Origin of the sequence: Pseudomonas ekonensis (genome assembly GCF_019145435.1) — a bacterium.
Taxonomy (GTDB): domain Bacteria; phylum Pseudomonadota; class Gammaproteobacteria; order Pseudomonadales; family Pseudomonadaceae; genus Aquipseudomonas; species Aquipseudomonas ekonensis.
The window spans coordinates 1,301,946-1,325,218 of the sequence record NZ_JAHSTS010000001.1; the positions used below are offsets into that span (position 1 = coordinate 1,301,946).

21 protein-coding genes, 2 tRNA genes and 3 rRNA genes are annotated in these 23,273 nt (G+C 61.9%); 12 read left to right on the forward strand and 14 right to left on the reverse strand.

Annotated elements, in window-relative coordinates; genetic code table 11:
* Positions 1–9: 9 nt before the first annotated feature.
* The 6 genes from KVG96_RS05965 to soxR all read right to left on the reverse strand — a co-directional run bounded on the left by KVG96_RS05965 (position 10) and on the right by soxR (position 4,010).
* On the reverse strand, positions 10–585 hold the full coding sequence (locus KVG96_RS05965; protein ID WP_217891203.1) for a DUF6162 family protein: 576 nt from the start codon (positions 583–585) through the stop codon (positions 10–12).
* A complete protein-coding gene (locus KVG96_RS05970; RefSeq protein WP_217891204.1) occupies positions 582–935 on the reverse strand; it encodes a hypothetical protein in 354 nt (117 codons plus the stop codon). The genes KVG96_RS05965 and KVG96_RS05970 overlap by 4 nt, the downstream gene beginning before the upstream one ends.
* Positions 932–1,474: a PA2404 family protein gene (locus KVG96_RS05975; protein ID WP_217891205.1), complete on the reverse strand. Its 543-nt coding sequence runs from the start codon at positions 1,472–1,474 to the stop codon at positions 932–934. Before KVG96_RS05975 ends, KVG96_RS05970 begins: the two co-directional genes overlap by 4 nt.
* The gene (locus KVG96_RS05980; RefSeq protein WP_217891206.1) at positions 1,471–2,670 is read right to left on the reverse strand and encodes a PepSY-associated TM helix domain-containing protein; all 1,200 of its coding nucleotides are present in this window, start codon (positions 2,668–2,670) and stop codon (positions 1,471–1,473) included. Before KVG96_RS05980 ends, KVG96_RS05975 begins: the two co-directional genes overlap by 4 nt.
* Before the next feature lie 301 nt (positions 2,671–2,971).
* A complete protein-coding gene (locus KVG96_RS05985) occupies positions 2,972–3,430 on the reverse strand; it encodes a VOC family protein (protein ID WP_217891207.1) in 459 nt (152 codons plus the stop codon).
* A gap of 112 nt (positions 3,431–3,542) precedes the next feature.
* The gene (gene soxR / locus KVG96_RS05990) at positions 3,543–4,010 is read right to left on the reverse strand and encodes a redox-sensitive transcriptional activator SoxR (RefSeq protein ID WP_085629878.1); all 468 of its coding nucleotides are present in this window, start codon (positions 4,008–4,010) and stop codon (positions 3,543–3,545) included.
* Positions 4,011–4,103: 93 nt separating this feature from the next.
* Here soxR and KVG96_RS05995 point away from each other — a divergent pair, with 93 nt between their 5' ends.
* A complete protein-coding gene (locus KVG96_RS05995; RefSeq protein WP_217891208.1) occupies positions 4,104–4,466 on the forward strand; it encodes an antibiotic biosynthesis monooxygenase in 363 nt (120 codons plus the stop codon).
* Here KVG96_RS05995 and KVG96_RS06000 read toward each other — a convergent pair.
* Genes KVG96_RS06000 through msuE form a run of 3 tightly spaced genes read right to left on the reverse strand, consistent with a single transcriptional unit; the run spans position 4,463 to position 7,397 of the window.
* On the reverse strand, positions 4,463–5,566 hold the full coding sequence (locus tag KVG96_RS06000; RefSeq protein WP_217891209.1) for a sigma-54 interaction domain-containing protein: 1,104 nt from the start codon (positions 5,564–5,566) through the stop codon (positions 4,463–4,465). The genes KVG96_RS05995 and KVG96_RS06000 overlap by 4 nt on opposite strands.
* A 26-nt stretch (positions 5,567–5,592) precedes the next feature.
* Entirely contained in the window at positions 5,593–6,780 is a 1,188-nt protein-coding gene (locus KVG96_RS06005) for an acyl-CoA dehydrogenase family protein (protein ID WP_217891210.1), read from the reverse strand.
* 53 nt (positions 6,781–6,833) lie between these two features.
* Positions 6,834–7,397 carry an FMN reductase gene (gene msuE / locus KVG96_RS06010; RefSeq protein ID WP_217891211.1) on the reverse strand — a complete coding sequence of 188 codons (564 nt, stop codon included), beginning with the start codon at positions 7,395–7,397 and terminating at the stop codon, positions 6,834–6,836.
* Between the two features lie 390 nt (positions 7,398–7,787).
* Here msuE and KVG96_RS06015 point away from each other — a divergent pair, with 390 nt between their 5' ends.
* The 4 genes from KVG96_RS06015 to KVG96_RS06030 all read left to right on the forward strand — a co-directional run bounded on the left by KVG96_RS06015 (position 7,788) and on the right by KVG96_RS06030 (position 12,016).
* A complete protein-coding gene (locus KVG96_RS06015) occupies positions 7,788–8,057 on the forward strand; it encodes a hypothetical protein (RefSeq protein ID WP_217891212.1) in 270 nt (89 codons plus the stop codon).
* Between the two features lie 101 nt (positions 8,058–8,158).
* Complete coding sequence (locus KVG96_RS06020) at positions 8,159–8,773, forward strand: LysE family translocator (RefSeq protein WP_085577904.1); 615 nt, start codon at positions 8,159–8,161, stop codon at positions 8,771–8,773.
* A 206-nt stretch (positions 8,774–8,979) separates the two neighbouring features.
* Positions 8,980–10,149, forward strand: a complete 1,170-nt coding sequence (locus tag KVG96_RS06025) for an aminotransferase class V-fold PLP-dependent enzyme (protein WP_217891213.1) — start codon at positions 8,980–8,982, stop codon at positions 10,147–10,149.
* 58 nt (positions 10,150–10,207) lie between these two features.
* On the forward strand, positions 10,208–12,016 hold the full coding sequence (locus KVG96_RS06030; RefSeq protein ID WP_217891214.1) for an aminopeptidase P family protein: 1,809 nt from the start codon (positions 10,208–10,210) through the stop codon (positions 12,014–12,016).
* Here the strand turns inward: KVG96_RS06030 and KVG96_RS06035 are convergent.
* Positions 12,009–12,917 carry a LysR family transcriptional regulator gene (locus KVG96_RS06035; protein WP_217891215.1) on the reverse strand — a complete coding sequence of 303 codons (909 nt, stop codon included), beginning with the start codon at positions 12,915–12,917 and terminating at the stop codon, positions 12,009–12,011. The two genes, KVG96_RS06030 and KVG96_RS06035, sit on opposite strands and share 8 nt — an antisense overlap.
* 118 nt (positions 12,918–13,035) lie before the next feature.
* On the opposite strand from KVG96_RS06035, the gene KVG96_RS06040 reads away from it, so the two are divergent.
* Positions 13,036–14,031: a zinc-dependent alcohol dehydrogenase family protein gene (locus KVG96_RS06040; protein WP_217891216.1), complete on the forward strand. Its 996-nt coding sequence runs from the start codon at positions 13,036–13,038 to the stop codon at positions 14,029–14,031.
* Here the strand turns inward: KVG96_RS06040 and KVG96_RS06045 are convergent.
* Together KVG96_RS06045 and KVG96_RS06050 are read right to left on the reverse strand one after the other, a co-directional pair.
* The gene (locus KVG96_RS06045) at positions 14,028–14,618 is read right to left on the reverse strand and encodes a 2-hydroxychromene-2-carboxylate isomerase (protein WP_217891217.1); all 591 of its coding nucleotides are present in this window, start codon (positions 14,616–14,618) and stop codon (positions 14,028–14,030) included. The two genes, KVG96_RS06040 and KVG96_RS06045, sit on opposite strands and share 4 nt — an antisense overlap.
* 40 nt (positions 14,619–14,658) lie before the next feature.
* Positions 14,659–15,387 (reverse strand): SDR family oxidoreductase, encoded by a 729-nt coding sequence (locus KVG96_RS06050; RefSeq protein ID WP_217891218.1) that lies wholly within the window; start codon positions 15,385–15,387, stop codon positions 14,659–14,661.
* Between the two features lie 90 nt (positions 15,388–15,477).
* Here KVG96_RS06050 and KVG96_RS06055 point away from each other — a divergent pair, with 90 nt between their 5' ends.
* Positions 15,478–16,047, forward strand: a complete 570-nt coding sequence (locus tag KVG96_RS06055) for a TetR/AcrR family transcriptional regulator (RefSeq protein WP_217891219.1) — start codon at positions 15,478–15,480, stop codon at positions 16,045–16,047.
* Positions 16,048–16,055: 8 nt separating this feature from the next.
* Here the strand turns inward: KVG96_RS06055 and KVG96_RS06060 are convergent, their stop codons facing one another.
* Together KVG96_RS06060 and rhtA are read right to left on the reverse strand one after the other, a co-directional pair.
* On the reverse strand, positions 16,056–16,337 hold the full coding sequence (locus tag KVG96_RS06060) for a hypothetical protein (RefSeq protein WP_085577896.1): 282 nt from the start codon (positions 16,335–16,337) through the stop codon (positions 16,056–16,058).
* Positions 16,338–16,505: 168 nt separating this feature from the next.
* A complete protein-coding gene (gene rhtA / locus KVG96_RS06065) occupies positions 16,506–17,393 on the reverse strand; it encodes a threonine/homoserine exporter RhtA (RefSeq protein WP_217891220.1) in 888 nt (295 codons plus the stop codon).
* Positions 17,394–18,050: 657 nt separating this feature from the next.
* Here rhtA and KVG96_RS06070 point away from each other — a divergent pair.
* From KVG96_RS06070 to rrf, 5 genes are all read left to right on the forward strand, one after another.
* Positions 18,051–19,587: ribosomal RNA gene (locus KVG96_RS06070) — 16S ribosomal RNA — on the forward strand.
* A gap of 65 nt (positions 19,588–19,652) precedes the next feature.
* Positions 19,653–19,729: transfer RNA gene (locus KVG96_RS06075), tRNA-Ile, on the forward strand.
* Between the two features lie 25 nt (positions 19,730–19,754).
* Positions 19,755–19,830, forward strand: a tRNA-Ala gene (locus KVG96_RS06080).
* Positions 19,831–20,066: 236 nt separating this feature from the next.
* Positions 20,067–22,957, forward strand: a 23S ribosomal RNA gene (locus tag KVG96_RS06085).
* Positions 22,958–23,104: 147 nt separating this feature from the next.
* A 5S ribosomal RNA gene (rrf, locus tag KVG96_RS06090) occupies positions 23,105–23,220 on the forward strand.
* The 16S, 23S and 5S rRNA genes sit together here with 2 tRNA genes alongside, the layout of an rRNA operon.
* Positions 23,221–23,273: the final 53 nt, after the last annotated feature.

Genomic DNA, 23,273 nt, shown 5'->3' on the forward strand with positions numbered 1-23,273 from the left:
GGCGGGAGGTCAATGGCGATGCTCGCGGGTCACCCCGGCATCGTATTGCGCGACGATCTGTTTCCAGCCGGCGGCCGACAGTGCGTCGTCGGAAAGCGCGGTCGGCGCCCCGGCGTCGGCCGTGCGGTTGAGCCAGATGTCGGGCGGGGCATGCCCGTCGGCGTCCGTTCGCATCAGGAACGAACCGGCCACGGCAGGCGCCCTGCTCTGGCCGAAGTAGGCCGAGTCGGCCAGCAGTTGCCATGTGTGACCGCCACGGCTGACGGAGCTGGCGTCCCGGGCGAACGGCGCGAAGCCTTCGTCGGCCAGGGCCTGCGGTGTCGGCAGGGCCTGTTGCTCTTCGCGCAGCAGGCGGATCTCGTCGAGGGTGACCCGCAGGTCGGCGTAGAGGCCCTGCTCGGCGGCATTGAGGTCGCGGCGGGCGTCCAGCTGATGGCCGGAAACCGGCTCCGGCTCGTGGGACACGCCGCGCCAGGCCACCACGGAACCGGCGACCGCCAGGATCAGCAGGCACAACAGCAGCACGTTGAGGGTTTCATGGCCGGCGCCGGCCGGGCGAACGGTTTGGGTGGTGGATGGGGTCATGGGCTTTCGATGTCCGCCTGGTCGATTTCGACGACGTGGCCGGGGCCGGCGTCGAACAGCACGTAGAACTCGGCGCCGGGCTTCTTGAAGGTCAGGGTCGAGTCGGCGCCGAGCTTGCCCGGCAGCAGGATGGTTTCGTCATAGCCGATCACGTCGAGGGTCACCCCCGGCGCTCCGCTGCCGTCGGAGAAGCCGCCGGTGCATTTGATCTGTTCGGCGTCGATGGCCTTGCACTCGCACATCGGGTTGTGGGCCAGGGCGCCGGCGCTGAAGACGGCTCCGAGCGCCAGCAGCGCGGCGCTCAGGCACCGGCGCGGGCGCAGGCGGAAAGGACGTGGGGCGCGGCTCATGGTTTGGCTCCTTGTTTGTTCAGCCAGGCGATCGTGGCGGGGGAGGCCTGGCTCAGCGGAATCGAGGCCTGGTGCATGCTGCCGTCCCAGCCTTCCATGGTGATCCACAGTTCGGCGTCGGCGCGGGTCTTGTCCGGCACCGGCAACTGGGTGCCCATGCGGTACGGCGTGCCGAAGAAGATCGAGCCGGCGGCGCGCAGGCTGCGGGGCTTGCCGATGCGCAGGTAAGTGGCCTTGACCTGATCGACGCAGGCGCTGCACAGGGCGGCGTTGAAGCCTTTGAGGTAGCCGGCCGGGCCGTCGGAGCGCGGGGCCTCGTCGCGCAGCTCGGCCAGGCGCAGGCTCCAGGGGCCGACCTGGATCTGCCCGATCTCCCGCTCGCCCAGGCCGCTGTCGCCGCGGAACAGCGCGGCGTCGGCGAAGTACTTGGGCATGAAGCCCAGCGGAATCAGGAGCAGCAGGACATTGATGTGGAAACGCCACTTGTGCCAGAACAGGCTCAGCCGTGAAGGCTGCGGTGCGGGGGTGGATCGGCTCACAGGCTGGCCTCCGACGGTTCGCGGCGCGGGGCCGGTTGTGCCTTGACGCGCTGCTGCTTGTGCTCGCGCTTGAGCGCATTGGCGGTGGCCAGGGCCGTGCGTTTGGTCCAGATCAGCAGCCCGCTCAGCACCATCATGCTCAGCAGCAGGCCGAAGAAGAACCAGATCAGCTTGATCCACAGCCCGCCGAAGTCGCCGGTGTGCAGCGGGCGCATGGATTCGGTGACGAACTCAAGCGAAGTGCGGTCGGACAGCAGGCGCGTGGCCGCCACGTCGCCGCTGTAGGGGTTGAGCGTGGCGCTCTGGAACATCAGCGGATACCAGCCGCGCCCGCCGATGTCGAGGTGGGCGTAGGCGTTGCCCGGCAGGCTGACGAAGCTGGCTTCCAGGCCGGGGATTTTCTCCCGGGCGATTTCCACGGCGCGGTCCAGGCTGATCCGTCGCGGCGGCGTGCCGTCGCCGGACATCGGCACGGCTTCCCGGGCCATGGCCGGGATGATCGGTTCGCTGGAGATGGAAATCTGGTTGTCCGACAGCAGCGCCTGGATCAGGAACCAGGTGCCGGTGATGGAGATCACCGCGATGAACCAGATCGACCAGATGCCGCTCAGGCGATGGAAATCGCCCCAGAAGATCCGTGCGCCGTGGTTGAAGCGCAGGGTCGGGCGCAGGAAGCCTTTCCAGAACCGTTTGTACACCACGAGCCCGGTCACCAGCGAGGCCAGCATCGGCAGGCCGAGGAACGACACCAGGTACCAGCCCCAGCTGAAGCCGTTGGTGAACGGCACCAGCCACCAGCCGTGCAGCGCCCGGGTGAAGGCCTTGAAGTTGAAGTCCGGCGCCGTGCCCTGGATGGCGCCGGTGTACGGGTTGACGTACACCGTCTGCACGCGCCCGTCGGGGTAGCTGACGTCGACGTCGAGGGCAAAGTGCGATTCGTCCGGACGGTTGATGCTTTGCACCACGGTCTGCGGTTCGGCTTTCTTGAGGGCGGCGAGGATCTGGTCGTAGCTGAGCCGCGGGGCGTCGTCGGACGGCTGGCTGGCGCGCATCTGCGGGTTGGCCAGCCAGACGATTTCCTGGCTGACCACCGCCAGGGTGCCGGTGACGCAGACGATCAGGACAAAGAACCAGATCGGCAAGGCCAGCCAGCTATGCACCAGGAACCACAGTTTCGAGCGGGATTTCTTCGACATGATTGAACGTCTTGATTCAGTGGGAGGAGCGGCTGCTACGGGCTTCGCAGCAGGGGCGTCCCTGGAGGGCGCGGTCGAGGCGTTTGCCCGGGCGACCGGCCCGCATCTTTATAAGACGGATGAGCGAGGAAATTCCCGATGGGTGATATGAAAGTAAATGTTTCGCACTTCGCCGCAGCGCTGTCCGCACTGCGGGAGCGAGCCTGCCCGCGATTGCGTCAAGTCAGTCGGCACCTTCATTGACCGACACACCGCAATCGCGAGCGGGCTCGCTCCTACCGGCATTCGGCAAGGAGGTCGTTCAGCCTTGCTTGAACATCTCCATGGCCCGCTGACGGATCTGCTCTTCGGTCAAGTCTTCCTTGCGCGAGGCCAGGAACCACAGATGCCCGTAAGGATCTCGCAAGGTGCCGCTGCGGTCGCCGTAGAACTGATCCTTGACCTCCGATACGGAGGTCGCACCGGCATCGATCGCCCGCCGGAACGACTTGTCGACGTCGGTCACATATAGATGCAAGCCGACCGACACGAACTGCTCCGGACTGCTGAACGGCCCTTCTTCGCACGGGGTGCCGAGCATGATCGCGCTGTCGCCGATGCGCAGTTCGGCATGGCCGATGTTGCCGTCGGGCATGGCCAGGCGCATGACTTCGGTGGCGCCGAAGGCTTTCTTGTAGAAGTCGATGGCCTCGGCGGCCTTCTTGATGCCGAGGTACGGGGTAATGCTGTGATACCCCTCAGGAATGGGTTTGACGCTCATGACGTTCTCCCTGTTCTTTCTTGTGGACGGTCAGTCTTCACCGGATGCCCGGTCGGTCAACTATAGGTCCGCGCCGGCGCCGCAGACCGGGGCGCCGACAAAGGGTCGGCGGTCATTCGGCATCGCTCGCCGACGGCGGGAAGTGCGGCCCCGGCCCCTGTTCCCCGAGCACGTCCCCGTAGTTGCGCAGCGGGCAGGCTTCCATCGACAGGCACCCGCAGCCGATGCAGCCGTTGAGGCGGTCGCGCAGCAGCATCAGCTGCCCGATCCGCTCGTCCAGTTCGCGGCGCCATTGCTCCGACAGCCGTTTCCAGTCCGCCGCCGTCGGTGCCCGGTTGTCCGGCAGGTTCTTCAGGGCTTCGCCGATTTCCGCCAGCGGAATGCCCAGGCGCTGCGCCACCTTGATCAATGCCACGCGCCGCAGCACTTCCCTGGGGTAGCGGCGTTGGTTGCCGGCATTGCGCTGGCTCTTGATCAACCCCTTGGACTCGTAAAAGTGCAGGGCCGTGACCGCCACGCCGCTGCGGGCCGCGACTTCGCCGACGGTCAGTTGCTTGTGCAGGGTGTCTGCGGTGACCATTTCCAGTTTGCCTCTTGACCTCTACTTAACTGGAGGTTTTAACCTGCACGCCTTCGAATCGCAAGATTCGCCTGACAGACGAGTGGGGACGTTATGCACGCGCCGAAAAACCTCAGCTTCACCCAATTGATCGAATTCGAGATCGACCCCGGACAACAGCCCGCGCTGGTCACCGCGTTGGCGTTGCAGACCGAGCGTCTGGCCGAACGCTACGCCGGGTTCGTCAGCGCCAGCGTCCAGGCCAGCGACGACGGCCGGCGGGTGCTGGGCTTTCTGCAATGGCGCTCGCGGGAGGCGGGCGAGGCGGCGTTTCGCAGTTTCGAAAACGGCGAGCAGGATTTCTGGCAACTGATCCGCACCCATCGGGCGCGCACCGTGACCTTCGGTTCGTTCCAGGTGTTGAGCAGCATCGCCCGCAGCCATGACGACGGGCTGCACTGCCAACTGGTCGGCTAGATCGACAGCTGGATCAGGCGTTCGCCTTGCCGGTGTTGTGCGGGCCGGCGCTTGTTGACCGCCAGTTCGCCGATCTTGATCAGCCGCGTGCGGGTGACGTTGCGGCTCAGGCCGAGCAGCGCGGCGGTGTGCACCTGGTTGTAGTGGCAGAAGCGGTAGGCGGCGCGCAGCAACGCGTCTTCGACGGTTTCGTGCAACGCGCCGGCCTGTTGTTCGAAGAGTTGCTGGAAGGCCCGCTCCAGCAGCGCCGGCGCGGTTTCGTCGGCGGTGTGCTGCGGCTCGTCCGCCCGGTCGATGCGCAGGTTGGACAGGCGCAGGTCGTCGCGCTCGATCACGCCGTTGCGGCAGATGAGCAGGGTGTGGTGGATGACGTTTTCCAGCTCGCGGATGTTGCCCGGCCAACCGTAGCCGCGCAGCCTGTGTTCGGCGCCGGGGCTGATGGCGACCCGGCCGTAGCCCAGGCGCTGGCTGTAGGACTCGATGAAATGCCGGGTCAGCGGCAGGATGTCGCCGGGGCGCTCGCGCAGCGGGCTCAGCTCCAGGTTGACCACGTTCAGGCGGTAATACAGGTCCTCGCGGAAATGCCCGGCGTTGATGGCTTTCTCCAGATGCACGTTGGTCGCCGCCAGCACCCGCACATCGATGGGGATGGCCTTGCGCGAGCCCAGGCGCACCACCTCACGTTCCTGTAGCACCCGCAACAGCTTGACCTGGATCGCCATCGGCAGGTCGCCGATCTCGTCGAGGAACAGCGTGCCGCCGTCCGCTTCCTCGAACCACCCGGCCTTGGCGCTCAGGGCACCGGTGAACGCGCCTTTTTCGTGGCCGAACAGTTCGGCTTCCACCAGGGATTCGGAGAACGCGCCGCAGTTCACCGCAATGAACGGCCGGTTGCGCCGGTGGCTCAGGTTGTGGATATGCCGCGCCACCAGTTCCTTGCCCGTGCCGGTCTCGCCGATGATCAGCACGCTGGCCTCACTGGGCGCCACCTGCTGCAGATGGGCGAGCAGGGCCTGGGACTTGGGGTCTTCGAACACCTGGGCGGTGGCGCGGATCGACGTGGCCAGGGCGGGGGACGGCGGTAGGGTCAGCAGTTGCATGGGGCTCGCTCCACGGAAGGAAAAAATCAGGAATAGAACGTCGGCACCGGCAGGGCGCGGTTCAGCGCCCAGTCGCCCAGCTCATGGAGCTTGTAGTCCAGCGGGTCGTGCAGGGTCTGCGTGCGCAGGTTGCGCCAGTGCCGGTCCAGGCGCAGCGACGCGTGGGTGGCGCGGGCGCCGGTGACCTCGAACAGCCGGCTGCAGATGTCCAGGCCCTGGCGGCTGGCCGCGACCTTGGCCGTGGCGATCGCCGTGGCCAGGTGCCCGCGTTGTTCTGGGCTCAGGTCGGGCCCCTTGGCCCAGGCGTCGTCGAGCAGGGCGGCGGCCCGCTCCACCAGCAGGCGGATGCCTTCGAGCTCGACCCAGAACTCGCCGTAATGGCCAAGCACGTAAGGATCCTCGCGCACATCGCGGGCCGGGGAGCGGTGCCACACGCGGGTTTCGTTCAGGGTGTACTGGCGGGCCTCTTCAAACGCACCTTCGGCGATGCCGAGGAACATGTGCGTGAAGGTCAACTGCGCGATCAGCGGCCGCAGGCAGGCGAACGGCGTGCTCAGGGGGCCGGGGTCGAGCAGCAGCTCCGATTCTTCGACCCGAACCCGTTCGAACGTGGCGCTGCCGCTGTCGGTCTGGCGCTGGCCGATGTTGTTCCAGTCGTTGTGCAGGGTGATGCCGCTGCGTGCGCTGGGGATGGCGGCGATCAGCAGCTTGCCGCCCTGGCTCTCGTCCACCGCCGAGGCGATCAGCATCTGAGAGTCGCTGGCGCCGGAGCAAAAGCTCTTCTTGCCGGAGAACTCGCGCCAGCCGCCCAGGTCCTTGACCACGGTGCGGGTGTCCAGCGGATTGAGCGCATTGCCCCAGAACCAGTTCTGCCGGGCGGTCTGTTCGAACCACGGTTGCCATTGTTCGGGCCGCGAGAACAGGCGCACCGTGGCCAGCATCAAGTGGTGGAAACCGAAGACATGGGCGATCGAACTGTCGACCCTGGCGAACTCGCGCACGATCTGCAGGGTTTCGCTCCAGGGCGCGCCGAGGCCGCCGTAGCGGGTCGGAATGCTCAGGGCCAGCAGGCCGCTGTTGCGCAGGGCATCGCGTTCGGCCTTCGGCGTGCCGCCGCGCTCGTCGCGTTCGACGGCGGTCAGGGCGAACTCGGCGGCCAGCCGTCGGGCGGTCTGCAACGGGGAGGGCAGTGGGCTTTGCGGTTTGGCGGTCACGCGGTGTTCCTCATCAGAGTCCTGGGCGGGCTGGGGTGTCGGCGGGCGGCGCCTCAGGCGCTTTTCAGCAACGGCTTGAAATGCGTGCCGAACAGCGGCGCGGCGCGTTCGGCGGCCAGGCGGATACGGGCCTTGAGCGGTTCGCTGGTGATCTGGTAATCGGTGAAGTCGGCTTCGCTGGCGTACACGCCGATGGGCAGGGTCACGGCCTGGAAGAAGCTGAACAGCGGCCGCAGTTGGTGGTCGAGCACCAGCGCATGGCGTTCGCTGCCGCCGGTGGCGGCCAGCAGCACCGGCGTGTCGATCAGCGCATTGAGGTCGATCAGATCGAACAGGTGCTTGAGCAGGCCCGGATAGGCCCCGCGGTACACCGGTGTGGCCACGACCAGCAGGTCAGCCTGTTCGATGGCCTGCAACTGCGCCTCGACCTCGGCCGGCAATTCCTGGCGCGACAGCGCGGCGCCGAGCGGGCGGGCAATGTCGCCGAGTTCGATGAGGTGGCTGTCGACGGGCAAGTGCCCGGCCAGTTCGGCCAGCAGGGCCTGGGTCAGCACCAGGGTACGGGACGGACGCCAGGTTCCGCCGGACAGGGCAACGACTTTCAGTGGGCGCGACATGATGTATTCCTTTTCAACAGTGGCTCGGCGAGCGGTGAGGGTTCACCGGGGGGCGGAGCAAGCGCTGTACCAATTCCTCAAAAGCCCGCACTGCGGGGCTTCGGCGGTTCTGCGTGGGCCTCCTTGTGTGGTTTTCGGGGCGGTTTGCTGAACCGCTGTTGCCTGGCGGACAGTTGCTGGAGCAACAGTGCCGAACGCGGTGGATGTGTTTATAGAGGCTGCCTTTTATTCCGTAAAAGACTGTTAATTGATATTGATAGGTCTTTTGTGAATATGAAGTGTTCACCGGCGAAAATCTGATAGCCACTATTGAGCGCGTTGATTTCTGCGCGCGCGTGCCCCGGCGTAGCCTTTGTCCATCGACAAACACCTTTCGCCAGGACGCTCCCGATGAACCGCTTACTGACTGTTTCCCTGATGCTCGCCGTCTCCGTGCTCGCCGGTTGCGCCAGCCACGTGTCACCTGAACTGCGCCCCTACACGGCGGAAGAAACCCGCGAACTGGCCCTCGAAGCGCTGAACCGCCGCGGCCTGTCCTTCGACGAGTACCACGCCAAGAAAGCCGAACTGCTCGGCCAGCCACAGAAGATCGTCGGCTTCGACAGCCATGGCGAAATGAGCGCCGAACGGGCCGTACAGCTGCACGGTCGTCCAAGCTGATCGACAACTGTACTGCTCGAAGTTTCGCCCAACTGTCCATGGGCTGGCGCGGTGCCGTGCGATAGGGTCAACACCTGAATGACCCTCACGGAATGCCTGCCATGACCCTCTCGCTCGATCTGCTGCTGGGCTTTGCCCTGTTTGCCCTTGTCACCTCGATCACGCCGGGGCCGAACAACACCATGCTGTTGGCGTCGGGGGTGAATTTCGGCTTCAACCGCACCATCCCTCACATGCTCGGCATCACCTGCGGCTTCTTCGTGCTCGTCGTGGCGGTAGGGTTCGGCCTGGGCGCGGTGTTTCAGCGCTATCCCTTGCTGTACACGATCCTGCGGTACGTCGGCGCGGCGTACTTGCTGTACCTGGCGTGGAAAATCGCCCGTTCCGGCCCGGTCGGCGACAGCGGCGACGGCGAAGGCAAACCGATCAGCTACCTGGGGGCGGCGGCGTTCCAGTGGGTCAACCCCAAGGCGTGGATCATGGCCATCGGCGCCATCAGCACCTACACGCCGATGCAGGGCTACTTCACCAACGTGCTGGTGATCGCCGCCGTGTTCGCCATCATCAACCTGCCGAGCGTCGGCGTGTGGGCGGCCTGCGGCACCTTGTTGCGCAACGTGCTCAAGGATCGCCGCTGGCTGCGGGCGTTCAATTGGGGCATGGCGGCGCTGCTGGTGATTTCGCTGTACCCGCTGCTGCTGGAAAGCTTTGCCTGACGCATCGCTTCAACCGCCGGCCCGATGCCTGTTAAGCTCGGCTTCAGGAGCGTTCCTACGCACTCTTAAATGAAGTTGTTCTTCTTTAACGGCATCCGATCAGGTAATGATGACGCTCTCTAACCGCGGCGCGGCCCACAAGGCTGCGCCTTGCCGTTTGCAGACACGAGCCTCCTGACCCCGGAACACGCTCTGCGAGTCTTTCTATGAACCAACGTCCGCTGTATTTCGATTACGCCGCCACCACCCCGGTGGACGAGCGGGTCATCCAGGTGATGATCGAGTGTCTGGGCTTCGACGGCAATTTCGGCAACCCGGCCTCCAGCTCCCATGCCTTCGGCCGGCAGGCAAGGCACACGGTCGAGCAGGCGCGCCGGCAGGTCGCCGAACTGGTCGGGGCCCAGGCCGGGCAGATCGTCTGGACCTCCGGCGCCACCGAATCCAACAACCTCGCCCTCAAGGGCGTGGCCCAGGCCCGGGGCGTGCCCGGCGGGCACATCATCACCAGCCAGATCGAACACAAGGCCATCCTCGACACTGCCCGGCAACTGCAGGACGCCGGCATCGCCGTGACCTACCTGGTGCCGGACGCCGACGGCCTGATCACCCCGCAGGCGGTCAGCGAAGCGATGCGCGACGACACCTTTCTGGTGTCGCTGATGCTGGTCAACAACGAACTGGGCACCGTCAACGATATCCCGGCCATCGGCGAGGTGGTGCGCGGCCGCGAGGCGCTGTTCCATGTCGATGCGGCGCAGGGCGCCGGCAAGGTCGCCATCGACCTGGCGCAATGGCCGGTGGATCTGATGTCCTTCTCGGCGCACAAGCTGTACGGGCCCAAGGGCATCGGCGCGCTGTACGTCGGCCCGCGCGCGCAGCAGCGTCTGCAGGCGCAGATCCACGGCGGCGGACACGAAGGCGGCTTGCGCTCCGGCACCCTGGCGACCCACCAGATCGCGGCGATGGGCGCCGCCTTCGCCCTGGCGGCGCAGGTGTTCGATGAAGAGAAAAACACCATCGCTGCGCTGCGCGAGCGACTGCTCGAACAATTGCTGAGCCTGCCCGGCGTGCGCCTCAACGGCAGCGCGCAGCGGCGCATCCCGCACACCCTGAGCCTGACCTTCGGCGAAGGCGAGTTCAACGCCGCGACCCTGAGCCATTCGCTCGCGTTTTCCGCGACCTCGGCCTGCAACTCGGCGAGCAACACTCCATCCCACGTGCTGTTGGCGTTGGGGCATGACGCACGCCTGGCGGGACGCACCATCCGCCTGAGCCTGGGCCGCTTCACCACGGCCGACGACATCGACCGGGCCGTGCAACTGATCAAGGCCGCCTGCACCAGCGCTCCGGCGTTCTGGGCGACAGGACTTTCATAAAGGTGCCGGACACGACCGGCACCGGACAATAACGACGAAGTGGTTAGCAGGAGACATGATGAGTACCCAGACTTTGACCGACGGATCGGTTCCCCAGCGCCTGGCGCACACCCGTGAACTGATGCGCCGCGAAGGCATCCATGCGTTGCTGGTGCCGTCGGCCGACCCGCACCTGTCAGAGTACCTGCCGGGCTACTGGCAGGGCCGGCAATGGCTGTCGGGGTTCCACGGTTCGGTCGGCACGCTGATCGTCACCACGGACTTCGCCGGCGTCTGGGCCGACAGCCGTTACTGGGAACAGGCGACCCAGGAACTCAACGGCAGCGGCATCGAACTGGTCAAGCTGCAGCCCGGTCAGCCGGGTCCGTTGGACTGGCTGGCCGAGCAGACGCCGGAAGGCGGCGTGGTGGCGGTTGATGGCGCGGTCATGGCGATGGCGTCGGCGCGAACCCTGGGCAGCAAGCTCGAGGCCCGGGGCGCCCGTCTGCGCACTGACATCGATTTGCTGGATGAAGTCTGGAGCGACCGCCCGCAACTGCCGAACGCGCCGGTCTATCAGCACCTGTCGCCGCAGGCCACCGTCAGCCGTGGCGAGAAGCTCGCCCGACTGCGCGAAACCCTCAAGGAGCGCGGGGCCGATTGGCATTTCATCGCCACCCTCGACGACATCGCCTGGCTGTTCAACCTGCGCGGCGGCGATGTGTCGTTCAACCCGGTGTTCATTTCCTTTGCCTTGATCGGCCAGCAGCAGGCCACGCTGTTCGTGGCCCTGGGCAAGGTCGACGCTAGCCTGCGCGCCGTGCTGGAACAGGACGGCGTGACCCTGCGCGATTACAGCGAAGTCGCCGACGCCTTGCGCGCGGTGCCGGACGGGGCGAGTCTGCTGGTGGATCCGGCGCGGGTCACCAGTGGCCTGTTGGGCAACCTCGACAGCGGCGTGACGCTGGTCGAAGGCCTCAATCCGACCACCCTGGCCAAGTCGCAGAAGAGCCAGGCCGATGCCGAACACATCCGTCGGGCCATGGAGCAGGACGGCGCGGCGCTATGCGAATTCTTCGCCTGGCTGGAGTCGGCCTGGGGTCGCGAGCGCATCACCGAGCTGACCATCGACGAGAAACTGACCGCCGCCCGCGCGCGTCGTCCGGACTACGTGTCGCTGAGCTTCAACACCATCGCCGCGTTCAACGCCAACGGTGCCATGCCGCACTACCACGCCACCGAGCAGGCGCACGCGGTGATCGAGGGCGACGGCCTGCTGCTGATCGACTCCGGCGGCCAGTACCTGGGCGGCACCACCGACATCACCCGGATGGTGCCGGTCGGTACGCCGAACGCCGAGCAGAAGCGCGATTGCACCCGGGTGCTCAAAGGCGTGATCGCGTTGTCGCGGGCTCACTTCCCCAAAGGCATCCAGTCGCCGCTGCTCGACGCCATCGCCCGGGCGCCGATCTGGGCCGACAACGTGGAGTACGGTCATGGCACCGGCCACGGCGTCGGTTACTTCCTCAACGTCCATGAAGGCCCGCAGGTGATCGCCTACCAGGCGGCGCCGACGCCGCAGACAGCCATGCAACCGGGGATGATCACCTCCATCGAACCGGGCACCTACCGTCCGGGGCGTTGGGGCGTGCGCATCGAGAACCTGGCGATGAACGTCGAAGCCGGCAGCAGCGAATTCGGGGAATTCCTCAAGTTCGAAACCCTGACCCTGTGCCCGATCGACACCCGTTGCCTGGAGCCGTCCTTGCTGACCGAGGACGAAAAGCAGTGGTTCAACGCCTACCACGCCCAGGTGCGCAAGCGCCTGAGCCCGCTGCTCGACGGCGCGGCGCTGGCCTGGCTGAATACCCGCACCGCGGCTATCTGACCGGCATCAGCTCGGGCGCTGTCGCCAGCGCCTGAGCCATGTGGTCGACGAATGCGTGGATCCTGGCGGACTGGCGACGGTTCGCCGGGAACACCGCGTGCATCGGCAGCGGTTGTGTGCGGTAGTCCTGCAACAGGGCGACCACCCGGCCCGCCTTCAAGTCTTCGCTGAACAGCCAGACCGGCGACAGCGCAATGCCCAACCCGCCCAGCACCATTTCACGGATGGCCTCTGAGTTGTTGCTCTGGGCGTTTCCCTGTATGCGCACCTCGTGGCGCTGTCCGTCCTTTTCGTAGGTCCACAGGTTCTGGCTGCTGAGCAAGTTGAATTGCAGGCAGTTGTGCAGGCGCAGATCGGCTGGCGCAAGCGGTGCGGGATGTCGCTCCAGATAAGCCGGCGCCGCGACAGTGATACGGTGAGTGACGCCGATGGGGCGGGCGATCATGCCGCTGTCGCTCAATGCGCCGATTCGCAGGCTGACGTCCAGGCCTTCGCTGACCAGATCCTGGTTCTGGTCACTGAGCTGCAGATCGATCTGCACCTGCGGGTAGCGCTCCAGAAACGCCGTCAGCCGCGGCGCGATCTGCAAGCGGCCGAAGCTGACGGACGAGCCGATCCGCAGGGGGCCCGCAACGGTTTCCCGGCCGGACTGGAAACTGTGTTCGGCAGCGTCCACCGCCGCCAGGATGGTTCGGCATTCGTTGTAGTAGCGCTGGCCTTCATCGGTCAGCGACAGCTTGCGCGTGCTGCGGGCGATCAGCTTACCGCCGAGCTGACGCTCGAGTGCACGCAGGACTTTGCTGATGGTCGGCTGGGTGGTCTGCAGCTCACGGGCCACGGCGGAAAAGCTGCCGCGCTCGATGACCCGGACGAAAATCGACATCGCGTGGAGTTTGTCCATGGTGGGCAAGGCTCATTCATGCTGTTTTGGCATGGTCACTATAGCGATACGGCGTCTTATCGGCATGGGTCGGTTGCGGGAGGATGGCTTCACTCTCTTTCAGACAGGAAATGCCGAAATGACTGACTCAATGCACATGCGCGCTCTGATGGTCGAAACCCCCAACGGTCCGCTACGCTTGGTTTCGCTGCAACGCCCCAAGCCACGCCCGGGAGAAGTGCTGGTGCGTATCAAGGCCAGCGGCGTGAATCCGTTGGATCTGAAAGTCCGTGCGGGCCAGGCCGCCCATGCCCGGCAGGCGCTGCCGGCAGTGTTGGGCATTGACCTTGCCGGTGTGGTCGAGGCGGTGGGCGAAGGCGTTCTCGGCTGGGTGCCGGGCGACGAGGTGTATGGGATGGCCACGGGCATCGGCGGCGCGCAGGGTTCGTTGGCCGACTATGCAGCGGTGGACGCACGGCTGCTGGCGCGCAAGCCCTCGAACCTGTCCATGCGTGAGACGGCCGGTTTGCCGCTCGTGGCCATCACGGCATGGGAGGGGCTGGTGGATCGCGCCCATGTGCGCGATGGGCATAAAGTGCTGATCCATGGGGGCGCGGGCGGGGTCGGGCATGTGGCCATTCAGCTGGCGCGGGCCTTCGGGACGGACGTGTTCGCCACAGGCTCTGTCGGGCAGCGGGCAATCATCGAAGGGGTCGGCGCGACGTTCATCGACCGGCAATCCCCGGTGGAGACTTACGTGAACGAACACACGGCGGGGGAGGGCTTTGACATCGTCTATGACACGGTGGGCGGTGAAGCGCTGGATGCCGCCTTCAAGGCCGCGCGGGTTTACCACGGGCATGTGCTGAGTTGCCTGGGATGGGGACAGCACAGCCTGGCGCCGCTGTCGTTCCGGGGCGCGACGTATTCCGGTGTGTTCACCCTGCTGCCGCTGTTGACCGGCCACGGGCGTGAACATCACGGGGAAATCCTGCGACAGGTTGCGCAATTGATCGAAGCCGGGCGCCTGCGGCCGATGGTCGACCCACGTCGGTTTTCCCTGAAAACCGCCGAAGACGCCCATGGGCTGCTCGCCTCGAAAGCGGCCCGTGGACGCCTGGTGATCGAGCTCTAACGCAAGGCCTCTGCGACGAAGTCGAGCCGGTCCTGGCCGAAGAACAACTGGTTGCCGATGAACATGCTGGGGGCGCCGAACACACCGCGCTTGACGGCGGTTTCAGTGTTGTCCTTGAGGGCGGCCTTCACGGCTTCGTCGTTGGTCAGCGCCAGCACGTCCTCCGGATTGAAGCCGTGTTCGGTCAGCACGGCCGCCACCGTTGCGGGCTCGTCGAGGCAGCGACCCTCGACCCAGAGGGCGTTGAACAGGCAATCGACGAACGCCTGGAACCGCTCGGGGTGGCGCAGCTGCATGCCGGTGACGGCGCGCATCAGGGTCAACGTGTTGATCGGGAAGTGAGGGTTGAATTTCAGCGCAACGCCGTAACGTCGGGCGTAGCGGTCCAGATCCTCGAACATGTAGCGGCCCTTGGCCGGGATCGTGGCCGGTGAAGCGTTGCCGGTGGCCTTGAATACGCCGCCCAGCAGCATCGGGATGTAAACCAGTCGGCTGCCGGTTTCGGCGCAGATCTTCGGCAGTTGCGTGTAGGCCAGATAGGTGGCGGGGCTGCCGAGGTCGAAATAGAATTCCACGGTTTTGCTCACGGGTGCGGCACTCCTGATTGTTGTTATGGATGACGTGAAGTTACCAGCGTTCGCTCCAGGGGCGCAGATCCAGCTCGAATGTCCAGGCGTCCCGGGGCTGGTTGTGCAGATACCAGTAGTTCTCGGCAATGTGCTCGGGGTCGAGGATGCCGTCTTGCTCCTTGGTTGCGTATTTTTCGGGGAAGTTGTCGCGGATGAAGTCGGTGTCGATGGCGCCGTCCACCACGACGTGGGCGACATGGATGTTCAAGGGGCCCAGTTCTCGGGCCATGCTTTGCGCCAAGGCCCGGATGCCGTGCTTGGCGCCCGCGAACGCGGCAAATCCGGCGCCGCCGCGCAGGCCGGCGGTGGCGCCGGTGAACAGGATAGTGCCCCGGTGGCGGGTGACCATGCGTTTGGCCACCTCCCGGGCATTGAGGAAACCCGAGAAACAGGCCATTTCCCAGATCTTGAAATACTTGCGTGCGGTTTCGTCGAGAATGCTGCACGGCACATTGGCGCCGATGTTGAAGACAAACGCTTCTATGGGGCCCATGCGGATCTCGATGTCCTCGATCAGTGCGATCACGTCTTCTTCCTTGCGCGCATCGCAGGCAAACCCGTGGGCTTCACCGCCGTCCGCGTGGATGGCATCCACCAGCGGCTGCAGCTTGTCGGCGCTGCGGCGGGTGACGCAGGCCACGAACCCTTCCTTGGCGAAGCGTTTGGCAATGGCGCCGCCGGTGGCATCGCCTGCGCCGACGACCAATACGACCTTCTTGTTGTTCATGGGTATCCCCTTTAGTAAACGATCGTTAAGTGAACGAACGTTATGCTAGGATCCAGGCAGCGTCAAGGCAGTCAATCGCGGAGTACGGAAATGCGTTATTCAGCCGGTCACAAGCTCGAAACCAAGGAAAAGCTGCTGCAAAGCAGTGCGTTATCGGCGAAAAGGTCAGGATTTTCCACGGTGGGCGTCGATGGTCTGATGAAGGCAATCGGACTGAGCGGCGCGGCGTTTTACAGCCATTTTTCATCCAAGGACGCGCTGTTTGCGGCCATCGTCGAACGTGAGCTCGGGCAAAGCCTCGAGCGGTTGGGCGGGCAGGGTACGCAGGATCGCGAACGGCTGGAACGTTGCCTCAAGCAGTATTTGAGCATGGCCCATGTCGAACAGCCGGAGTCTGGCTGTGCGATACCGGCATTGGGCGCGGAGATCGCGCGTTCCGAGAACGGGGTGCGTGAGCAGGCCGAGCTGTGGATCGGCAGGCTTCAGCAAAGTTGGGCGCAGACGTTGGGAAGCGACAGCCTGGCCTGGGCGATTCTGTCGCAATGCGTGGGTGCATTGGTGGTAGCGCGAATGCTGGCCAGCACAGACATGCAGAAGAACGTGCTGGGCGCCAGTCACGGGGAAATCAGTCGGCGGATCGCCGCTCAGTTCGCGGAGTAGGTGTCCGCTTACTTGCAGATGACGATCATGCTGCGGCTGGTATAGCCGGCGGGGTTGAGGCCGAAGGGATAGTCACCGGGCTCTTCCACGGCATCCCCTGATTTTGCGATCACCTTGTAGCCCTTGGGAGCGCAGGCGTTGGCGGCGCTGGCGTAGCACTTGTCCCAGGAGGACGAGAGTCCGGAACAGTTTATGTGCAGGCCTTTCTTGCCATGCTTGACCTGGGTTTTCGTGGTGGCTGCACAACCCGCGATTGCGAGTACGGCGATCAGTATCAAAATCTGTTTCATTAACGTCCTTAATCGCGGCGCCGAGTCTGGTGCTCGATTCTGCCTGCATTCGCTCACGTTTGAAGCGTTGTGCCGTCCCTGTCTGAAAAATCCATGCCTGGCATTGGGTTACGCGCTTTAACATGGCCTAAATGCGCGCCAAATGCCAGACCTTCGTCGAATCCTGTCTCAATCTGCCGCAACGGCAGGCTTGGCTGTGCTGCCCATGGTCATGGTTGCGCCGACGGAAGCCAGGATAATGCACAGGATCGCCATCCATTGTGACAGCGACAGGTACTCCTGCAGGAAGAGCAGGCCGGACAACGCGCCAAACGCGGGCTCGATGCTCATCAAGGTGCCGAACGTACGGGCAGGCATGCGAGTGAGGGCAACCATCTCCAGGGTGTAGGGAAGGGCTGTGGACAGGATGGCGACGCCGATCGCCACCGGAATCAGAGAGGGTGTCAGCAGCGCTGTTCCTGCGTGGATGATTCCGATGGGAGCGACGAACAGTGCGGCGATCATGACGCCCAGCGCGGCGGTCGTGACGCCGTTATCGGCACCGGCCTTCTGGCCGAAGAGGATGTACAGCGCCCAGCAGACGCCGGCGCCCAGGGCATACCCGGCACCGATCAGGTCGATGCCGGCCGTGGTCGCCCCTGTCGGGATCAGCAGCAGAAGCCCGGCGGCGGCCAGTGCGATCCAGAGAAAGTCGATGGCCCGGCGGGATGCATAGATGGCGACGGCCAGCGGTCCGGTGAACTCCAGGGCGACGGCGATGCCGAGCGGTACGGTGCGAAGCGACATATAGAAGAGGAAGTTCATGCCCCCCAATGCCATGCCGTAAACAATGACGGTGCGCAGGGACTTGGCCGTCAGCTTCACTCGCCAAGGACGCAGCAGCAGAACCATGATGACGCTGGCGAAAATCAGGCGCAGGGTGGTGGTGCCCTGTGCGCCGACCACGGGGAACATGCTTTTGGCCAGCGAGGCGCCGGACTGGATTGACGCCATGGCTATGAGCAGCAGGCCAACGGGAAAGAGGATCGAGGCAAGGCTGCGGGGGTGGTCGTTCATCGCTGGGCAGTGTCCGAGTTAAAGATTGGCTTGGTTTGCGCAATATAGTGCGCATTCGCTGTGTGGGCGTCTATATGCAGAACGGCTTTTTAAGGATGTTGATAGAAAAGTGAAATTAACGGTTGACGGCTGATTTCAGTTCTCTATAATTCGCCCCACTTCCGGCGCAGCCGAAACGGAAAACTTCTTGAAATTCAACGAGTTATGAAGTTTTCGGCAGCGGATTGCTTCAGTTAAGCGAAGCCCGGATGAGTCGAGGAGGGTGGCGTTGTTTGGCCCTTTCGGCGTTTCGATCCTCCCGGTCGAAAGCGGAGAAAAGAGGTGTTGACAGCAGCGTGCAACGCTGTAGAATTCGCCTCCCGCTGACGAGAGATCGAAAGCGCAAGTGGTTGAAGTTGAAAAAGAAATTTTGAAAACTTCTGAAAATAACCGCTTGACAGCAAATGAGGCTGCTGTAGAATGCGCGCCTCGGTCGGGACGAAAGACTTGACCAACCGCTCTTTAACAACTGAATCAAGCAATTCGTGTGGGTGCTTGTGGGGTCAGACTGACAGTCAAAAAGATTATCAGCATCACAAGTTACTCCGCGAGAAATCAAAGATGTAACCAACGATTGCTGAGCCAAGTTTAGGGTTTTCACAAAACCCAACGATGTTTGAACTGAAGAGTTTGATCATGGCTCAGATTGAACGCTGGCGGCAGGCCTAACACATGCAAGTCGAGCGGATGAAGGGAGCTTGCTCCCTGATTCAGCGGCGGACGGGTGAGTAATGCCTAGGAATCTGCCTGGTAGTGGGGGACAACGTCTCGAAAGGGACGCTAATACCGCATACGTCCTACGGGAGAAAGCAGGGGACCTTCGGGCCTTGCGCTATCAGATGAGCCTAGGTCGGATTAGCTAGTTGGTGAGGTAAAGGCTCACCAAGGCGACGATCCGTAACTGGTCTGAGAGGATGATCAGTCACACTGGAACTGAGACACGGTCCAGACTCCTACGGGAGGCAGCAGTGGGGAATATTGGACAATGGGCGAAAGCCTGATCCAGCCATGCCGCGTGTGTGAAGAAGGTCTTCGGATTGTAAAGCACTTTAAGTTGGGAGGAAGGGTTGTACGCTAATACCGTGCAATTTTGACGTTACCGACAGAATAAGCACCGGCTAACTCTGTGCCAGCAGCCGCGGTAATACAGAGGGTGCAAGCGTTAATCGGAATTACTGGGCGTAAAGCGCGCGTAGGTGGTTCGTTAAGTTGGATGTGAAATCCCCGGGCTCAACCTGGGAACTGCATCCAAAACTGGCGAGCTAGAGTATGGTAGAGGGTGGTGGAATTTCCTGTGTAGCGGTGAAATGCGTAGATATAGGAAGGAACACCAGTGGCGAAGGCGACCACCTGGACTGATACTGACACTGAGGTGCGAAAGCGTGGGGAGCAAACAGGATTAGATACCCTGGTAGTCCACGCCGTAAACGATGTCAACTAGCCGTTGGGAGCCTTGAGCTCTTAGTGGCGCAGCTAACGCATTAAGTTGACCGCCTGGGGAGTACGGCCGCAAGGTTAAAACTCAAATGAATTGACGGGGGCCCGCACAAGCGGTGGAGCATGTGGTTTAATTCGAAGCAACGCGAAGAACCTTACCAGGCCTTGACATGCAGAGAACTTTCCAGAGATGGATTGGTGCCTTCGGGAACTCTGACACAGGTGCTGCATGGCTGTCGTCAGCTCGTGTCGTGAGATGTTGGGTTAAGTCCCGTAACGAGCGCAACCCTTGTCCTTAGTTACCAGCACGTTAAGGTGGGCACTCTAAGGAGACTGCCGGTGACAAACCGGAGGAAGGTGGGGATGACGTCAAGTCATCATGGCCCTTACGGCCTGGGCTACACACGTGCTACAATGGTCGGTACAGAGGGTTGCCAAGCCGCGAGGTGGAGCTAATCCCACAAAACCGATCGTAGTCCGGATCGCAGTCTGCAACTCGACTGCGTGAAGTCGGAATCGCTAGTAATCGCGAATCAGAATGTCGCGGTGAATACGTTCCCGGGCCTTGTACACACCGCCCGTCACACCATGGGAGTGGGTTGCACCAGAAGTAGCTAGTCTAACCTTCGGGGGGACGGTTACCACGGTGTGATTCATGACTGGGGTGAAGTCGTAACAAGGTAGCCGTAGGGGAACCTGCGGCTGGATCACCTCCTTAATCGACGACGTCAGCGGCTCCATGAGCTCCCACACGAATTGCTTGATTCATTGAAGAAGACGATTGGGTCTGTAGCTCAGTTGGTTAGAGCGCACCCCTGATAAGGGTGAGGTCGGCAGTTCGAATCTGCCCAGACCCACCAATTACGGTGCACCCTGTAGCGATACGGGGCCATAGCTCAGCTGGGAGAGCGCCTGCCTTGCACGCAGGAGGTCAGCGGTTCGATCCCGCTTGGCTCCACCATTACCGGTTGGTGATCCACTGTCTTGAAGCTTAGAAATGAGCATTCCATCGAGGCGATGGTGAATGTTGATTTCTGACCTTTGTCAGATCGTTCTTTAAAAATTTGGGTATGTGATAGAAAGACTGATGAAGCACTTTCACTGGTGCGGATTCAGGCTAAGGTAAAATTTGTGAGTAATTGCGAATTTTCGGCGAATGTCGTCTTCACAGTATAACCAGATTGCTTGGGGTTATATGGTCAAGTGAAGAAGCGCATACGGTGGATGCCTTGGCAGTCAGAGGCGATGAAAGACGCGGTAGCCTGCGATAAGCTTCGGGGAGTCGGCAAACAGACTTTGATCCGGAGATCTCTGAATGGGGGAACCCAGCCAGCACAAGCTGGTTATCTTGCACTGAATACATAGGTGCAAGAGGCGAACCAGGGGAACTGAAACATCTAAGTACCCTGAGGAAAAGAAATCAACCGAGATTCCCTTAGTAGTGGCGAGCGAACGGGGACTAGCCCTTAAGTGGCTTTGAGATTAGCGGAACGCTCTGGAAAGTGCGGCCATAGTGGGTGATAGCCCTGTACGCGAAAATCTCTTGGCCATGAAATCGAGTAGGACGGAGCACGAGAAACTTTGTCTGAACATGGGGGGACCATCCTCCAAGGCTAAATACTACTGACTGACCGATAGTGAACCAGTACCGTGAGGGAAAGGCGAAAAGAACCCCGGAGAGGGGAGTGAAATAGATCCTGAAACCGTATGCGTACAAGCAGTGGGAGCAGACTTCGTTCTGTGACTGCGTACCTTTTGTATAATGGGTCAGCGACTTATATTCAGTGGCGAGCTTAACCGAATAGGGGAGGCGTAGCGAAAGCGAGTCTTAATAGGGCGTTTAGTCGCTGGGTATAGACCCGAAACCGGGCGATCTATCCATGGGCAGGTTGAAGGTTAGGTAACACTGACTGGAGGACCGAACCGACTACCGTTGAAAAGTTAGCGGATGACCTGTGGATCGGAGTGAAAGGCTAATCAAGCTCGGAGATAGCTGGTTCTCCTCGAAAGCTATTTAGGTAGCGCCTCATGTATCACTCCAGGGGGTAGAGCACTGTTTCGGCTAGGGGGTCATCCCGACTTACCAAACCGATGCAAACTCCGAATACCTGGAAGTGCCGAGCATGGGAGACACACGGCGGGTGCTAACGTCCGTCGTGAAAAGGGAAACAACCCAGACCGTCAGCTAAGGTCCCAAAGTTATGGTTAAGTGGGAAACGATGTGGGAAGGCTTAGACAGCTAGGAGGTTGGCTTAGAAGCAGCCACCCTTTAAAGAAAGCGTAATAGCTCACTAGTCGAGTCGGCCTGCGCGGAAGATGTAACGGGGCTCAAACCATACACCGAAGCTACGGGTATCACGCAAGTGATGCGGTAGAGGAGCGTTCTGTAAGCCTGTGAAGGTGAGTTGAGAAGCTTGCTGGAGGTATCAGAAGTGCGAATGCTGACATGAGTAACGACAATGCGAGTGAAAAACTCGCACGCCGAAAGACCAAGGTTTCCTGCGCAACGTTAATCGACGCAGGGTTAGTCGGTCCCTAAGGCGAGGCTGAAAAGCGTAGTCGATGGAAAACAGGTTAATATTCCTGTACTTCCGGTTATTGCGATGGAGGGACGGAGAAGGCTAGGCCAGCTTGGCGTTGGTTGTCCAAGTTTAAGGTGGTAGGCTGGAATCTTAGGTAAATCCGGGGTTCCAAGGCCGAGAGCTGATGACGAGTTGCCGTTAGGCGACGAAGTGGTTGATGCCATGCTTCCAAGAAAAGCTTCTAAGCTTCAGATAACCGGGAACCGTACCCCAAACCGACACAGGTGGTTGGGTAGAGAATACCAAGGCGCTTGAGAGAACTCGGGTGAAGGAACTAGGCAAAATGGCACCGTAACTTCGGGAGAAGGTGCGCCGGTGAGGGTGAAGCACTTGCTGCGTAAGCCCACGCCGGTCGAAGATACCAGGCCGCTGCGACTGTTTATTAAAAACACAGCACTCTGCAAACACGAAAGTGGACGTATAGGGTGTGACGCCTGCCCGGTGCCGGAAGGTTAATTGATGGGGTTAGCTAACGCGAAGCTCTTGATCGAAGCCCCGGTAAACGGCGGCCGTAACTATAACGGTCCTAAGGTAGCGAAATTCCTTGTCGGGTAAGTTCCGACCTGCACGAATGGCGTAACGATGGCGGCGCTGTCTCCACCCGAGACTCAGTGAAATTGAAATCGCTGTGAAGATGCAGTGTATCCGCGGCTAGACGGAAAGACCCCGTGAACCTTTACTATAGCTTTGCACTGGACTTTGAATTTGCTTGTGTAGGATAGGTGGGAGGCTTTGAAGCGTGGACGCCAGTCTGCGTGGAGCCATCCTTGAAATACCACCCTGGCAACTTTGAGGTTCTAACTCAGGTCCGTCATCCGGATCGAGGACAGTGTATGGTGGGTAGTTTGACTGGGGCGGTCTCCTCCTAAAGAGTAACGGAGGAGTACGAAGGTGCGCTCAGACCGGTCGGAAATCGGTCGCAGAGTATAAAGGCAAAAGCGCGCTTGACTGCGAGACAGACACGTCGAGCAGGTACGAAAGTAGGTCTTAGTGATCCGGTGGTTCTGTATGGAAGGGCCATCGCTCAACGGATAAAAGGTACTCCGGGGATAACAGGCTGATACCGCCCAAGAGTTCATATCGACGGCGGTGTTTGGCACCTCGATGTCGGCTCATCACATCCTGGGGCTGAAGCCGGTCCCAAGGGTATGGCTGTTCGCCATTTAAAGTGGTACGCGAGCTGGGTTTAGAACGTCGTGAGACAGTTCGGTCCCTATCTGCCGTGGACGTTTGAGATTTGAGAGGGGCTGCTCCTAGTACGAGAGGACCGGAGTGGACGAACCTCTGGTGTTCCGGTTGTCACGCCAGTGGCATTGCCGGGTAGCTATGTTCGGAAAAGATAACCGCTGAAAGCATCTAAGCGGGAAACTTGCCTCAAGATGAGATCTCACTGGAACCTTGAGTTCCCTGAAGGGCCGTCGAAGACTACGACGTTGATAGGTCGGGTGTGTAAGCGCTGTGAGGCGTTGAGCTAACCGATACTAATTGCCCGTGAGGCTTGACCATATAACACCCAAGCAATTTGCGAACCCGGAAGGGGCCAGATTGCGGTGTGTGGAGACGAAAGAACCGAAAGTTCGCCAAACGCACAAAGCTGTCACATACCCATTCGTCGGCACGGGCCCCCAGGGCGCGGACCGGCACACAGAATTTCTTGACGACCATAGAGCGTTGGAACCACCTGATCCCATCCCGAACTCAGAAGTGAAACGATGCATCGCCGATGGTAGTGTGGGGTTTCCCCATGTGAGAGTAGGTCATCGTCAAGATTAAATTCCGGAACCCCAACTGCGAAAGCGGTTGGGGTTTTGTTTTGCCCGCA

Bases quoted from the DNA above. Each gene is read 5' to 3' on its own strand.
- KVG96_RS06060 (WP_085577896.1), bottom strand. From the start codon at position 16,337: ATGAAACAGATTTTGATACTGATCGCCGTACTCGCAATCGCGGGTTGT.
- KVG96_RS05980 (WP_217891206.1), bottom strand. From the start codon at position 2,670: ATGTCGAAGAAATCCCGCTCGAAACTGTGGTTCCTGGTGCATAGCTGG.
- KVG96_RS05965 (WP_217891203.1), bottom strand. From the start codon at position 585: ATGACCCCATCCACCACCCAAACCGTTCGCCCGGCCGGCGCCGGCCAT.
- msuE (WP_217891211.1), bottom strand. From the start codon at position 7,397: ATGTCGCGCCCACTGAAAGTCGTTGCCCTGTCCGGCGGAACCTGGCGT.
- KVG96_RS06015 (WP_217891212.1), top strand. From the start codon at position 7,788: ATGAACCGCTTACTGACTGTTTCCCTGATGCTCGCCGTCTCCGTGCTC.
- KVG96_RS05995 (WP_217891208.1), top strand. From the start codon at position 4,104: ATGCACGCGCCGAAAAACCTCAGCTTCACCCAATTGATCGAATTCGAG.
- KVG96_RS05985 (WP_217891207.1), bottom strand. From the start codon at position 3,430: ATGAGCGTCAAACCCATTCCTGAGGGGTATCACAGCATTACCCCGTAC.
- rhtA (WP_217891220.1), bottom strand. From the start codon at position 17,393: ATGAACGACCACCCCCGCAGCCTTGCCTCGATCCTCTTTCCCGTTGGC.
- KVG96_RS05970 (WP_217891204.1), bottom strand. From the start codon at position 935: ATGAGCCGCGCCCCACGTCCTTTCCGCCTGCGCCCGCGCCGGTGCCTG.
- soxR (WP_085629878.1), bottom strand. From the start codon at position 4,010: ATGGTCACCGCAGACACCCTGCACAAGCAACTGACCGTCGGCGAAGTC.
- KVG96_RS06025 (WP_217891213.1), top strand. From the start codon at position 8,980: ATGAACCAACGTCCGCTGTATTTCGATTACGCCGCCACCACCCCGGTG.
- KVG96_RS06055 (WP_217891219.1), top strand. From the start codon at position 15,478: ATGCGTTATTCAGCCGGTCACAAGCTCGAAACCAAGGAAAAGCTGCTG.
- KVG96_RS06050 (WP_217891218.1), bottom strand. From the start codon at position 15,387: ATGAACAACAAGAAGGTCGTATTGGTCGTCGGCGCAGGCGATGCCACC.
- KVG96_RS06030 (WP_217891214.1), top strand. From the start codon at position 10,208: ATGAGTACCCAGACTTTGACCGACGGATCGGTTCCCCAGCGCCTGGCG.
- KVG96_RS06000 (WP_217891209.1), bottom strand. From the start codon at position 5,566: ATGCAACTGCTGACCCTACCGCCGTCCCCCGCCCTGGCCACGTCGATC.
- KVG96_RS06035 (WP_217891215.1), bottom strand. From the start codon at position 12,917: ATGGACAAACTCCACGCGATGTCGATTTTCGTCCGGGTCATCGAGCGC.
- KVG96_RS06040 (WP_217891216.1), top strand. From the start codon at position 13,036: ATGACTGACTCAATGCACATGCGCGCTCTGATGGTCGAAACCCCCAAC.
- KVG96_RS06020 (WP_085577904.1), top strand. From the start codon at position 8,159: ATGACCCTCTCGCTCGATCTGCTGCTGGGCTTTGCCCTGTTTGCCCTT.